Annotated in this window: 10 protein-coding genes; 3 read left to right on the top strand and 7 right to left on the bottom strand. The window is 72.8% G+C overall.

The genetic code is table 11. The features are described from left to right. The 6 genes from ACIBVP_RS44390 to ACIBVP_RS44365 form a co-directional block, all read right to left on the bottom strand. Positions 1 to 534, bottom strand: a 534-nt coding sequence (locus ACIBVP_RS44390; protein WP_396112597.1) for a uroporphyrinogen-III synthase, incomplete at its 3' end; no start/stop codon positions are given. Beyond that, positions 531 to 869, bottom strand: a complete 339-nt coding sequence (gene nirD, locus ACIBVP_RS44385) for a nitrite reductase small subunit NirD (protein ID WP_396112596.1) — start codon at positions 867 to 869, stop codon at positions 531 to 533. The genes ACIBVP_RS44390 and nirD, both read right to left, overlap by 4 nt. Next, the gene (nirB, locus tag ACIBVP_RS44380; protein WP_396112595.1) at positions 866 to 3361 is read right to left on the bottom strand and encodes a nitrite reductase large subunit NirB; all 2496 of its coding nucleotides are present in this window, start codon (positions 3359 to 3361) and stop codon (positions 866 to 868) included. Before nirB ends, nirD begins: the two co-directional genes overlap by 4 nt. A gap of 3 nt (positions 3362 to 3364) precedes the next feature. Continuing rightward, complete coding sequence (locus ACIBVP_RS44375; protein WP_396112594.1) at positions 3365 to 4888, bottom strand: MFS transporter; 1524 nt, start codon at positions 4886 to 4888, stop codon at positions 3365 to 3367. 22 nt (positions 4889 to 4910) lie between these two features. Further along, entirely contained in the window at positions 4911 to 6353 is a 1443-nt protein-coding gene (locus ACIBVP_RS44370; RefSeq protein WP_396112593.1) for an FAD-dependent oxidoreductase, read from the bottom strand. Further along, the gene (locus ACIBVP_RS44365; RefSeq protein ID WP_396112600.1) at positions 6350 to 8386 is read right to left on the bottom strand and encodes a molybdopterin oxidoreductase family protein; all 2037 of its coding nucleotides are present in this window, start codon (positions 8384 to 8386) and stop codon (positions 6350 to 6352) included. Before ACIBVP_RS44365 ends, ACIBVP_RS44370 begins: the two co-directional genes overlap by 4 nt. A 182-nt stretch (positions 8387 to 8568) precedes the next feature. Here ACIBVP_RS44365 and ACIBVP_RS44360 point away from each other — a divergent pair, with 182 nt between their 5' ends. The 3 genes from ACIBVP_RS44360 to ACIBVP_RS44350 all read left to right on the top strand — a co-directional run bounded on the left by ACIBVP_RS44360 (position 8569) and on the right by ACIBVP_RS44350 (position 12513). Further along, positions 8569 to 8802, top strand: a complete 234-nt coding sequence (locus ACIBVP_RS44360; protein ID WP_396112599.1) for a CocE/NonD family hydrolase — start codon at positions 8569 to 8571, stop codon at positions 8800 to 8802. A 48-nt stretch (positions 8803 to 8850) separates the two neighbouring features. Continuing rightward, positions 8851 to 11511 carry a BTAD domain-containing putative transcriptional regulator gene (locus ACIBVP_RS44355; protein WP_396112592.1) on the top strand — a complete coding sequence of 887 codons (2661 nt, stop codon included), beginning with the start codon at positions 8851 to 8853 and terminating at the stop codon, positions 11509 to 11511. Between the two features lie 495 nt (positions 11512 to 12006). Beyond that, the gene (locus ACIBVP_RS44350; RefSeq protein WP_396112591.1) at positions 12007 to 12513 is read left to right on the top strand and encodes a PP2C family protein-serine/threonine phosphatase; all 507 of its coding nucleotides are present in this window, start codon (positions 12007 to 12009) and stop codon (positions 12511 to 12513) included. Here ACIBVP_RS44350 and ACIBVP_RS44345 read toward each other — a convergent pair. Beyond that, complete coding sequence (locus tag ACIBVP_RS44345) at positions 12488 to 13345, bottom strand: TIGR03620 family F420-dependent LLM class oxidoreductase (RefSeq protein ID WP_396112590.1); 858 nt, start codon at positions 13343 to 13345, stop codon at positions 12488 to 12490. The two genes, ACIBVP_RS44350 and ACIBVP_RS44345, sit on opposite strands and share 26 nt — an antisense overlap. Positions 13346 to 13359 lie beyond the last annotated feature (14 nt).

The following is a 13359-nucleotide window of genomic DNA, read 5'->3' as shown; positions in this document are numbered from 1 at the left end:
GATGGGCCTCCTCATCCATCCCCACCCCGTCGCACCACACAAGCCCGCCCCCCACCGCGGCGCCCCCGCCATGACCGCCCAGCTCCCAACACCCCCCCCCCCCCCCCCCCCCCCCCGCTTCCCCGCAACCCCCTGTGCCAACAGGTAGTCCAGCAGCTCCGCGCTCCCCTCCGACGCGGGCGCCCACGCCTCCACCAACCCGGCCGCGCGCACCGCGCCCTTCGCCTTCGGGCCGCGCGTGAGCACGGTCGCCCTGCCGAGCGCGGCGAGCAGCGCGTCGCCGAGTCCCCAGCCCTCCGCGGCCTCGACCCACCCGCGAAACCCGATGCCGGTCGTCGCGACCACGACGTCCGGTGGCGAGTCGATCACGGCCTCCGTCTGCCTCAGCAGGTCCTCGTCGTCGGCGAGCGGGATGAGCCGGATCGCCGGTCCGAACTGGACGGTGGCACCACGCCGTGCCAGCAGTGCGCCGAGCTCGTCGGCGCGGCGGGCGGCGGTGACGCCCACCGTGTAGCCCGCCAGCGGGGTGGTCACGGCAGGCCGACCAGGATGTCGTCGTTCTCGACCCGCACCGGGTACACCGCGACCGACACGGCCGGGTCGTCCACGCACTCCCCCGTACGCAGGTCGAAGTGCTGCTTGTGCATCGGCGACGCCACCACCGGCACACCGCCGAGGTCGCCGACGAGCCCCCGCGACAGCACCGCCGCCCCGCTCCACGGGTCCACATTGGACACGACGTGCACGGCGCCCTCGGAGGTGAGGAAGATCGCCACCTGCTCACCGCCGTCCAGCAGCGCCGCCACCCCGCGGTCGGGAATGAGGTCGCCCAGCCCGCAGACCCGCGTCCACGCCTGTGTGGTGGTCATCGCGTCACCGCCACGGGCATGCCCAGCGGCACCGGCTGGCCGCGTTCCTCGCGGAACGAGATCGTCGGGTCCGGGGTGCCGGGTGCGTTCACGAACGACGTGAACCGCGCGAGCTTCGCCGGGTCGTCGAGTACTCCCGCCCATTCGTCCGCATAGGACTCGACGTGCTTGGCCATCGCCGCGTCCAGGTCGTCGCAGATGCCGAGGGTGTCCGCCACGATCACCTCCCGCAGGTGCTCGATCCCGCCGTCCATGGCCTCGATCCAGGCGGCGGTGCGCTGCAGCCGGTCGGCCGTGCGCACGTAGAACATGAGGAACCGGTCGACGTAGCGATAAAGCTCCTCAGTGGACACGTCGGACACGAACAGCTCCGCGTGCCGGGGCGTGAAGCCGCCGTTGCCGCCGACGTAGAGGTTCCAGCCGTGCTCGGTGGCGATCACGCCGAAGTCCTTCGACCGCGCCTCCGCGCACTCGCGGGCACAGCCGGACACCGCGGCCTTGATCTTGTGCGGTGCCCGCAGCCCCCGGTACCGCAGCTCCAGGTCGATCGCGAGCCGCACCGAGTCCTGCACGCCGTAGCGGCACCACGTGTCACCGACGCAGGACTTCACGGTCCGCAACGCCTTGCCGTACGCGTGCCCGGACTCGAACCCGGCGTCGACGAGCCGCCGCCAGATCGCGGGCAGCTGGTCGACGGTCGCGCCGAACAGGTCGATCCGCTGCCCGCCGGTGATCTTGGTGTAGAGCCCGAAGTCCTGTGCCACCTGAGCGATCACCATCAGCTTCTCGGGCGTGATCTCGCCGCCGGGGATGCGCGGCACGACCGAGTAGGTGCCGTTGCGCTGCATGTTCGCGAGGAAGTGGTCGTTGGTGTCCTGCAACGCGGCCTGCTCGCCGTCGAGCACGTGCCCGTTGCCCAGCGACGCGAGCATGGACGCGACCGCGGGCTTGCAGATGTCGCAGCCGCGGCCGGTGCCGTAGCGGGAGACCAGCTCGCTGAACGAGTGGATGCCGGTGGAACGCAGGATCTCGAACAGGTCCGCACGCTTCTGCGGGAAGTGCTCGCACAGCGCGTTGGACTGCTCGACCCCCGCCGCGGCCAGCAGCTGCTTGAGCATCGGCACGCACGACCCGCACGTGGTGCCCGCCTTGGTGCACGACTTGAGCGCGGGCACGTCCGCGCAGCCCTGCGCGATCGCGCCGTTGATCGCGCCCTTGGTCACCGCGTTGCACGAACACACCTGCGCCTCGTCCGGCAACGCACCGATCCCGACGGCGGCCCCGCCGGACGGCGCGATCATGGCGGCCGGGTCGCCCGGCAGGTCGCGGCCGACGAGCGGGCGCAGCAGCGGGTACTGCGCCGCGTCACCGACGAGCACACCACCGAGCAGCGTCTTCGCGTCGTCGGACACCACGAGCTTCTTGTAGGTGCCCGCGACCGCGTCGTTGAACACGACCTCCAGTGCGCCTTCGGTGCGGGCGTGCGCGTCGCCGAAGCTCGCGACGTCCACACCCATCAGCTTCAGCTTGGTCGACGTGTCGCCGCTCTCGAACACGGCGTCGCCGCCGAGGAGCCGGTCGGCGACCACGTCGGCCATCGCGTTGCCGGGCGCGACGAGCCCGTACACGGCGCCGTCGACGCACGCGCACTCGCCGATGGCGTAGATGTCGGGGTCGCTGGTGACGCAGTCGGCGCCGACCGCGACGCCTCCGCGTTCGCCCACGTCGAGCCCGGCCGTGCGGGCCAGCTCGTCCCGGGGCCGCACCCCCGCGGAGAACACGACCAGGTCCACGTCCAGTTCGGTGCCGTTGCCGAGCTTCGCGAGCAGGCGGCCCCGGTCCTCGTCGATGGACTGGGTGCCGGTGCCGGGGTGCACGGTCACGTCGAGCCGCTCGATCAGCATGCGCAGCAGCCCGCCGCCGCCGTCGTCGACCTGCAGCGGCATCAGGCGCGGCGCCAGCTCGACGACGTGCGGGGAAAGTCCCATGTCCCGCAACGCCTTCGCGGCCTCCAACCCGAGCAGACCGCCGCCGACCACCAGCGCGGCACGACGTCCGCGCGCGGCCTTCTCCGCGTCCGCACGGATCGCGTCGAGGTCCTCGATGGTCCGGTAGACGTGGCAGCCGGGCAGGTCGTGGCCGGGTACCGGCGGCACGAACGGGTAGGACCCGGTGGCGAGCACGAGCGCGTCGTACCCCACGACCGCACCGCCGCGGGTGGTGACCTTCTTCCCCGCCCGGTCGATCGCCGTGACCGGGTCGCCGAGGTGGAGGTCCACCAGGTCGTCGCCGTCGAAGGTGGCGCCGTCGAGCTGCAGGTCGAGCGGGTTCCAGGTGTCCACGTAGGACGTCAGCGCGACGCGGTCGTACGCGGGCCGGGACTCCTCGGCGAACACGACCACCCGCCACTGCCCGGTCACGTCCTTGTCTCGCAGCGCCCGCACGAGCCGGTGCCCGACGGGCCCGTTGCCTGCCACCACCAGTGTTCTCATCTGCTACACCCCCGCGTGCGCGAGGCTCGGGACGCGGGCGACCGCGAAGCTCCTGCGCAGGTAGTAGAACCAGGTCATGAACGCGAAGACGACGTAGGCGGCGAGGAACACGTACAGCGCCGAGGTGGACCAGTCGTCGCCCGCCGCCGCCACCGCCTGCTTCTCGGCCAGGGTCTCCGCGGCCGTCACCTGCGCGGTGACGCCCAGGCTCGCCTGCCGGAAGATCAGCTGGATGAGGAACCCGCCGAACGCCCCGATCGCACCCGCGATGCCGATCACCGCGGCGGCCTCACGCTTGAACGTCAACGCGGTCTGACCCGCGTCGACACCCTTCTCCGCGGCCTCCTTACGGCCCAGCTCACCGAAGATCACCGGGATCATCCGGTACGTGGACCCGTTGCCCGCACCGGAGAGCAGGAAGATCACCATGTAGGAGCCGAAGAACAGCGCGAAGCTGTGCGCGTTCACCCCGACGATCGCCAGCACGGTGAACACGCCCATCCCGACGAAGCACCACAGCGTCACCCGCGCGCCGCCGATCCGGTCGGACAGCCAGCCACCGAACGGCCGGGCCACGGACCCGATCAGGGCGCCCATGAACCCGAGACCCGCCAGATAGGTGGCGATGAACGGGTGCTGCGCCAGGAACTCCGGGAACGTGTTCTTGATGACGAGTGGCAGGGCGAACGAGTAGCCGATGAACGAGCCGAACGTGCCGATGTAGAGGACCGACATGATCCACGTCTGCCCGTGCCGCAGCGAGGACACGTAGGACTTCGCGTCAGCGCGCGCGTGGGTGATCGAGTCCATGAACAGCCACGCGCACAGCGCCGCGACCACCACGAACGGCATCCAGATCAGCCCGGCGTACGCGAGGTGCACCTCGTGCCGCGGCAGCCGTGCCGCGGCCGCCGGCACCCCGATGAGCACCACGAGCGGCACGACCAACTGCACGACGGCCACGCCGAGGTTGCCGCCCGCCGCGTTGAGGCCGAGCGCCAGGCCCTTCTTGCGTTCCGGGTAGAAGAACGAGATGTTCGCCATCGACGAGGAGAAGTTCCCGCCGCCGACCCCCGCTGTCGCCGCGCAGGCCAGCAGCACCCAGAACTGGGTGTCGTGGGACTGGCTCGCGAGCCAGCCGCTGGGCACCACGACCGCCAAAGCCAGCGACGGGACCAGCAGCAGGCTGGCGCTGATGACCGTCCACAGGCGACCGCCGAAGCGCGGGACCGCGAACGTGTACGGGATGCGCAGCGCCGACCCGATGAGGTTGGGCATGGCGGTGAGCCAGAACGTCTCCGACAGGGTCATGGGCAGCCCGGCGTTGGCCAGGTTGATCACGACCACCGACCACAGCACCCAGATCGCGAACCCGAGGTGCTCGGCGAAGATCGAGAAGACGAGGTTCTTGCGGGCGATCTTCTTGCCGCGTGTCTCCCAGAACTCCTCGTCGTCGGGGTTCCAGTCGTCGATCCAGCGGCCTTTGCGGCGGGTGGGTGCGGGTGTCGATGTGATGGTGGCGGTCAAGGTCGCGGTCTCCTCGGAAGGTTCAGGCCGTGCCTTCATCGGCGGTGGCGAGCCAGTCGGCGATCGCGGTGACGGTGTCGCGGCAGCCGCCGCAACCCGTGGTCGCGCGGGTCGCCTGGGCGAGGCCGTTGACGCCGCGGGCACCGCCGCGCCACGCCTTCACCAGCTGGCTCTTGCTGACGGTGTTGCAGCGGCACACCGTTGTCGCCGCCGGTAGGTCTGCCGGGCTGTGCGCGGCCGACGCACCCGGTGGGAGTGCGCGGCCGAGCAGTAACGCGAGCCGGTCGGACGGCGCGGGGATCCCCCGGTCGTACAGCTGCGTGATGGCGGCGGCCGCGTCCGGCGCGCCGAGCACGATGGCGCCGGACACCCGGTCGTCACGCAGAACGAGCTTCGCGTACCGGCCACCCGTCGGGTCGGACAGGCACAGCACCTCGGCGTCCGCGCTGTCCATGCCCGCGTGGACGTCGCCGAGCGCCGCCAGGTCGACATCCTTGGCCTTCAGCCGGGTCACGACGGGCGTGCCGCGGTAGCGGGCGGCCGGACGGGCGCCGGTGAGCAGGTCGGCGAGCACCGCGGCCTGTTCCCACGCCGGTTGCACGAGCCCGGACACGGTGCCGGGGTGCTGGGCGCAGTCGCCGATGGCGTGGACGCGGAAGTCGTTGGTGCGCAACAGGTCGTCGACGACGATGCCGCGTTCGACGGTCAGGCCCGCGGCCGAGGCCAGGGTGGTCTCGGGGATCACGCCCGCCGACACGACGACCAGGTCGGCGGGCACGTGGGTGCCGTCGTCGAGCTTCAGGCCGTCGCCGGGCACGAACCGGGCGGCCTTCACGTTCAGCCGCACCTCGATGCCGAGCGTGGCCAGCCGCGCCGCGAGCACCGCGCCCGCACCGGGGTCGAGCTGGCGTTCCATCAGGTGGCCGACCGGATGCACGACCGTGACGAGGTTGCCGCGGCTCGCCAGACCTCTGGCCGCTTCGAGCCCGAGCAGCCCACCGCCGACCACCGCCACCGGCGCGCCGGGCCGGGACGCGGCGACGATCCTGTCGCAGTCGTCGAGCGTGCGGAACGCGACCGCACCCGGGGCGACCGCGCCGTCGACGACGAGGCCCTCGGTCGGCGGGAGCCACGGGCGGCTGCCGGTGGCGAGCACCAGAGCGTCGTAGTCCACGGACGAGCCGTCGTCGAGCGCGGCTCTCCGTGCCACGCGGTCGATCCCGGTGACGCTGGTGCCGAGCCGCAGGTCGACGTCGTGCCGGTGCGCCCAGCCCTCGTCGTGCAGCCGCACCATGTCCGGGGTCATCCCGCCACCGACCACACTGGACAGCAGGATCCGGTTGTACGCGGGGTGGCGTTCGGCGCCGACGACCGTCACGGCGACGTTGTCCCGATCCCGCCTGCGGATCTCCTCCGCGAGCCGGGACCCGGCCATACCGTACCCGACGATGACGATCTTCCTCACGTCACGGCCTCCAGTCGCACGGCGCACACCTTGAACTCGGGCATGCGGCTGGTCGGGTCCAGCGCGGGGTTGGTGAGCAGGTTCGCCCGCGCGTCGCCGGGGAAGTGGAACGGCAGGAACACCAGGTCGACACGGATCGTCGGCACGGTCCGCACCCGTGCGCGGACCGTGCCGCGGCGGGAGACGACCTCGGCCATCGCCCCGTCCGCGAGCCCCGCGCGGGCCGCGGTGTCCGGGTGGACCTCCACGTACATCTCCGGCACGGCAGCGTTCAGCTCTGGCACCAGCCGGGTCTGGGCGCCGGACTGGTAGTGCTGCAGCACCCGGCCCGTGGTGGCCTGCAAGGGAAAGTCGTCGTCGGGTGGTTCGGCGGGGCCGCTGTGGTCGACCGCGACGAACCGGGCCAGCCCGTCGGGGTGGGCGAACCGGTCGAGGAACACGCGGGGCGTGCCGGGGTGATCCACGGACGGCACCGGCCAGTGCACTGCGTCCCCCGCGCGCAGCCGGTCGTAGGACACCCCCGCGTAGTCCGCGATCCCACCCGCCGACGCCCGCCGCAACTCGTCGAACACCACCTCTGGATCGACCGGAAACCGGTCCTCCGGCTGCCCGAGCCGGGTAGCGAGCCCGCGCAGGACGTCCAGGTCGCTCCGCACCCCGACCGGTGCGCCGATGGCCTTGCGGCGCAACAGGACCCGGCCTTCGAGGTTGGTCATCGTGCCGTCCTCCTCGGCCCACTGCGTGACCGGGAGGACGACGTCGGCCATCGCGGCGGTCTCGGACATGACCACGTCCGCGACCACGAGCAGGTCCGCGTCCGCGAGCCGCTCGGTGACCCGGGCGGCGTGCGGCGCCGACACGACCACGTTGCTGCCGAACACCAGCAGGCCCCTGGGCGCGGAGTCCAACAGCTCGTACGCGGATGGCCCGGGCCCGGGCAGGTCGTCCGGGTCGACACCCCACACCGCGGCGACGTGCGCGCGAGCAGCCGGGTCGTCGAGCTTGCGGTAGCCGGGCAACTGGTCGGCCTTCTGACCGTGCTCACGGCCGCCCTGCCCGTTGCCCTGCCCGGTGAGGCAGCCGAACCCGGAGCCCGGCTTACCCGGCAGCCCCAGCGCCAACGCGAGATTGATCCACGCGCTGACGGTGTCGGCGCCGCGCGCGTGCTGCTCGGTCCCTCGCGCGGTCAGCACGTACGCGTTGCCCGCCGCGGCCAGCATCGCGGCCGCCGCCCGCTGGTCGGCGGCGGCGACGCCGGTCACCCGCTCCACCCGCTCCGGCCACCACGCGGTGGCGATACGCCACACGTCGTCGAAACCAACCGTGCGGGCGGCGAGGTAGTCGTGGCGCAGGTGCCCGTCCGCGACCACCGCGTGCAGGATGCCCAGCGCCAGAGCGAGGTCCGTGCCCGGTGCGGGCTGCAGGTGCAGCGCGGCCAACTCGGCCGTGGCCGAGCGGCGCGGGTCGACCACGATCAACTCGGCGCCCCGCAGGTGCTGCACGAACGGCGGCATCGTCTCCGCCGGGTTGCCACCCACCAGGAGGATCGCGTTCGCGCCCTGGAGATCCTCGACGGGGAACGGCATGCCACGGTCCATGCCGAACGCCTTCACCCCGGCAGCGGCCGCCGAGGACATGCAGAACCGTCCGTTGTAGTCGATCCGCGAGGTACCCAGGGCGACGCGGGCGAACTTCCCCAGCAGGTACGCCTTCTCGTTCGTCAGCCCACCGCCGCCGAACACCGCGACGGCGTCCCGCCCGTGGCGTGCCTGCAGGTCGATGACCCGGTTCGCGACCAGGTCGAGGGCGCGATCCCAGCTCGCGGGACGCAGCACACCGTCCACTCTGACCAGCGGCGTCGTCAGCCTGCCCGGCGAGTCGAGAAGGGTGGCGGCGGTCCAGCCCTTCTGGCACAGGCCGCCCCGGTTGGTGGGGAAGTCGCGCGGTTCGATCTCGGTACCCGTGAGCCGCATTCCGCATTGCAGCGCGCAGTACGGGCAGTGTGTGTCGACGGTGCCGGTGCTCACCGACATCGGGCTGGCCGCGATCGTCACGCGCTGTCCTCCTCGATTCGGCTGAAGAGGACGCTAAGGAACGCTTGTTACCCACACGTTCGCGAATGTTTCAGGCATGCGACATTGCCCGCGCCGACGCGACCGGCGGGTGGTGAGAATCAGGCCGTCGACCAGGACGTTTCCGCGGTAGGGGGACCGAACTGGGCACCCGGTCGTGGTCCAACGGCCGCGTCGGGCAGATGGGCGTGAGCTACGGCGGCCACTCGTCGCTGCTCGTCGCGGTGAACAAGCCGCGGCACCGCCTCGCCGAGGGCCACCACCTGGCGGTCACCGTGGCGAGCGACGACCACCCGGAGATCGACTCCGACGCCCCGGCGGGCCGCGTCCGGATCACGCACGGCACCCTCGACGTAGCCACGCTGCGAGACCAGTAGCGCACGGACTGTTCCATCCCGCACACACGCGGCATACGATCTCACTCGGTGGTGACGGTCCTGTTCCGCGTGCTCGGGCCCCTCGAAGCCGAAGTCGAGGGGCGCTCCGTCGCGCTCGGCGGACCCAAGCCGCGGCTGCTGCTGGCCACCCTCCTCATGCGACCGAACAGCGCGGTGAGCACGGACGTGCTGGTCGACGTGCTGTGGCCGGAGTCCCCGCCGCGCTCGGCCGCCGCGAACGTGCGCACCTACGTGCACGGCCTGCGGCGCCTGCTCGACAACCGCATCGAGCACCGGCCCGGCGGTTACCTGCTGCGGGCCGACCCCGGGGAGATCGACCTCTGCCGGTTCGAGGAGACCCGCGACCCGGGCCTGTGGCGCGGCCCGTTCCTGGCGGACCTGCCGGAGAGCCACGTGTTCGACGCGACCGCCGCCCGCGCCACCGAGATGTGGCTGTCCGCCCGCGAGGACCGGCTGCGGGCGCGGATCGAACGCGGCGACCACGACGCGGCGGCCGCCGAGCTGCGCGGCATGCTCCGCGACCACCCGCTGCGCGAGGACCTGTGGCAGCTGCTCATCCACGCGCTGACCGCGGCGGGCCGCCGCGCCGACGCCATCCAGGCCTACACCGAGGCCGAGCGGATCCTCCGCGACGAGCTGGGCGCGGCACCGGGCGCCGCGCTGCTCGCCGCGCTGGCTCCCGTCTGCCAGCTGCCGCTCGACCTGCCCGACTTCACCGGCCGCGACGACCTGGTCCACGACCTCGTGTGGCAGGTCCGCGACCGCGACCGGCCCGCGGTGGTCGTGCTGTCCGGGCCGCCCGGGGTGGGCAAGTCGGCGGTGGTCGTGCGGGTCGCACACCTGGTGCGCGCGTCGTTCCCGGACGGTCAGCTGCACGTCGACCTCGCCGGCACGTCGACGTCCCCGCGCAAACCCGCCGACGTGCTCCCCGAGCTGCTGCGGGCGCTCGGCCACACGGAGCTGCCCCACGGTCTCGCGGAACGCACCGCGCTGTTGCGGTCCGCGCTCGCCGCCCGCCGCGTGCTGCTTCTGCTCGACGACGCCGCGAACGCCGCCCAGGTGGCGCCGCTCTTGCCCGGCGCGGGCGGGTCCGCGGTGCTGGTGACGAGCCGGGTCATGCTGCCCGACCTGGTCGGCGCGCGACCGGTCGAGCTGGACGTGCTGCCCGACGTCGAGGCCACCCGGCTGCTCGACGGCATCGTCGGCGCCGCCCGCACCCGCGCGGAACCGGAGAGCGCGGCCGCGATCCTCCGGTTCTGCGGGCACCTGCCGCTCGCGATCCGGGTGGCGGGCACCCGCCTCGCGCACCGGCGTGGCTGGACGCTGCGCACGCTCGCCGACCGGCTGCGCGATGAGCGCCGCCGCCTCGACGAGCTGGCCGTCGGCGACCTCGCCGTGCGCGCGAGCGTCGGCCTGAGCTACGCGTCGCTGCCGCCCGACGCGGCGCGGGCGTTCCGGCTGCTCGGCCTGCTCGGGCCGGTGCGGTGGCCGGGCTGGGTGGTGGCCGCGCTGCTGGCGCGGGACTCCGCCGACGACGTGCTGGACCTGCTGGTGGACAACCACCTCGTCGAGCTGGTGGGCTCCGACGACACGGGCGCGCCCCGCTACCGGCTGCACGACCTGTTGCGCTGCTACGCCGCCGAGCTGTCCGAAAAGGACCGCGGGGCGGTGGTGCGGGTGCTGGACGGCTACCTCGCGCGGGCGTCGTCGGCGGCGGCCGGGATGCCGTACTTCGGTGTGCTGGCGGAGAAGGCCGAGCCGATGCCGGCCCCGGCGGCGTGGTTCGAGGCCGAGCACCACGCGTGCGTCGCGATGGTGTCGCTCGCCGAGGCGTGGGGCGCGGACGACCACGCGTGGCGGCTCGCGACCACGCTCGCGCCGTTCTTCGACCTGCGCGGCAACCAGGACGACTGGCAGCGCACGCACACCGTCGGGCTGGCGGCCGCCCGCCGGGCAGGGGACGTGCGCGGCGAGGCGATCGTGCTGCGCAACCTCGGGCAGGTCGCGCTGTACCGGGACGCGTACGCCGACGCCCGGTCCGCGTTCACCGCCGCCTGCGACCTGTTCGCCCGCATCGACGACGCGCAGGGTGCCGCGGTCGCGCGTGCCGGGCTCGGCACGGTGCTGCGGCTGGTCGGCGAGCACGAACAGGCGCTCGACCACTGCCACGCCGCGCTCGGGCTGTTCGCGCGGGTCGGCGACCGGCACGGCGAGGCGGTGGCCAGGCTCGCGGCCGGTTCGGTGTGGCTCGCGCTCGGCTGCCTCGCCCCGGCGGGTCGCTGGTTCACCGACGCGTACGAGCTGTGCGCCGCCATCGGCGACCGGCACCGCGAGGCCCACGCGCTGAAGCGGCTCGCCGCGCTCCACCAGCAACGCGGTGACCTGGTGGCGGCACGTGAGCACATCGCGAGGGCACTGGTGATCTTCGGCGAGCTGGACGACGAGCACTGCGTCGGCTACACCAACCAGAGCCTCGGCGAGCTGTGCCTGGCCGACGGTGACCTGGCCGACGCGGACCGGCTGCTCGCCACCGCGCTCGACCTGCACCACCGCAACGGCGACCGCCGGTCCGAGGCGGACGTGGCCGAACTGCTCGCCCGCCTGTACGAGACGAGGGGCGACCCGGCGACGGCACGCAGGCACGCGGACCGCGCACAGGCGATCAGGGCGGCCCTGCTCACGGCATGAGTGCACCGATTCATTCGCATATCTCCACACGTTTGCGGGATGTGCCCGGTCCGCGACCGCCCGTACCATTTTGTGCGCACAGAGTTCCCAGGCAGGAGGTCGGCATGCTGGTGGACGGTTGTAGCTGCGGGTGCGGTGGTTGTGGTAGCAGCGACTGCTGCGGAGGCAAGTGCGGTTGCTGATTCGACCGTGACCGTCGGACTCCGGGGACCGGCCCGGAGTCCGACGTTTGGGTCGCACAGCCGATCTTCACAGTTCCCGTTCACAGCACCCTCAGCGATCTCACAGGTGGCGCCCGGATCCTCGCGAGTAGGGACAGCGAGGAGGCCGCGATGCGACCACAGCCGGCATGGCGCACGGCGAGCAGTCGGGGACCCCGGTCGGTGAACGCGGACGCGGTCGCCACGGCGGGCGGCGTGATGGCGCTGGCCGACGGCGTCGGCGACAGCTCAGAGGCCGCGCGGGCAGCACTGACCGCCGTGGACGCGGCGGTCAGTGCTGGCTTCGGCGGGTCCGATCGCCGCGCTGTCCGCCGCGCACGACGCCGTGTCCGACGGGGACTGCGTGCTCGTCGTGGCCCAGCCGTACGCGGGCGGCTACCACATCGGCTGGGTCGGCGACGTCCGCGCGTACGCGTGGAACGGCGTGGACCTCTGGCAGCTCACCAGCGACCACACGCTCGCGCAGTACCACCGCGACCGCGGCGGCCGGGTCGAGCCGCGGATGGAGCACCTCGTGACCACGAGCGTCCGCACGTCGGCCGTCGACGAGTACGGCCTGACCGCCACCGGCGCCGCGAACCTGCTGCTCACCACCGACGGCGTGCACAAGACCCTGGCGCACGACGCGATGACCACCATCCTGCGCACCGCGGCCGACCCGGCGGAGGCGCTGGTGGCGGCGGCCGTGGCGGCGGGCACGCGGGACAACACGACCGCGGTCGTGCTGTCCCGCGCCCCGGCCCCCGCCCTGCCGACTACACCACTGCCCGCGGCGGCCTGACCACGTCGCCCAGCAGCCGCCAGAACGGCATCGCGGACCGCCCCTTCTCCACGCCGATCACCTGCACGGCGACGTGGTCGGCGCCCGCGTCGAGGTGCCCGCGCAGCCGGTCGGCGATCGAGTCCGGTTCGCCCCAGAACACGAGGTCGTCGACGATGCGGTCGTTGCCGCCGCCCGCGATCTCGTCCTCGGTGTACCCGAGCCTGCGGAACTTCGCGACGTTGAACGGCGTGGTCAGGTAGGGGTGCAGGTGCTCCCGCGCGACCGCCCGCGCCCGCGCGGGGTCGGTCTCGAACAGCACCGCGTGCTCGACCGCGAGGAACCGGTCGGGGCCGAGGATCTCCCGCGCCTGGGCGGTGTGCGCGACGTTGACGTGGTAGGTGTGTGCGCCGATGGCCCGGTCCCTGGCGATGGCGAGCATCCTGGGTCCGTAGGCGGCGAGCACGCGCGGCACCGGCGGGTCGAACGCGTCCAGCTCGTCGAGGTAGGTGTTCATGAGGGTGAGCGGCGTGGTGCCCGGTCGTCCCGCGGAGACCCCGAGGCCGAGCAGGTGCCTGTCCGGGTGGGCGTCGGCCAGGAGCGCCGCGCCGCCGTGCGCCGCCCACGCCTCACGGGCGGTGACCGTCGCGATGCCGTTGACGACGTGCATCCGTTCCGACGCGGCGAGCAGCAGCCCGGCCAGCGAGAACGCCTCCCGGCCGCCGACCTCGGGGAACCAGAGCCCGCGCCACCCCAGCTCGTCCAGCTCCTGGACCTCGTCCCGGATGAGCGAGGCGGGCTGGTGCTCGAAGTCGAAGGTGTAGAGCCCGAACGTACCGATGTCTCGTGTCACACATCGAAGTATCG

Origin of the sequence: Actinophytocola sp. NPDC049390 (genome assembly GCF_044466355.1) — a bacterium.
In the GTDB taxonomy this organism is placed as follows: Bacteria; Actinomycetota; Actinomycetes; order Mycobacteriales; family Pseudonocardiaceae; genus Actinophytocola.
Note: the sequence above shows the minus strand (reverse complement) of the source record. Positions and strands in the feature narration are given on the sequence as shown.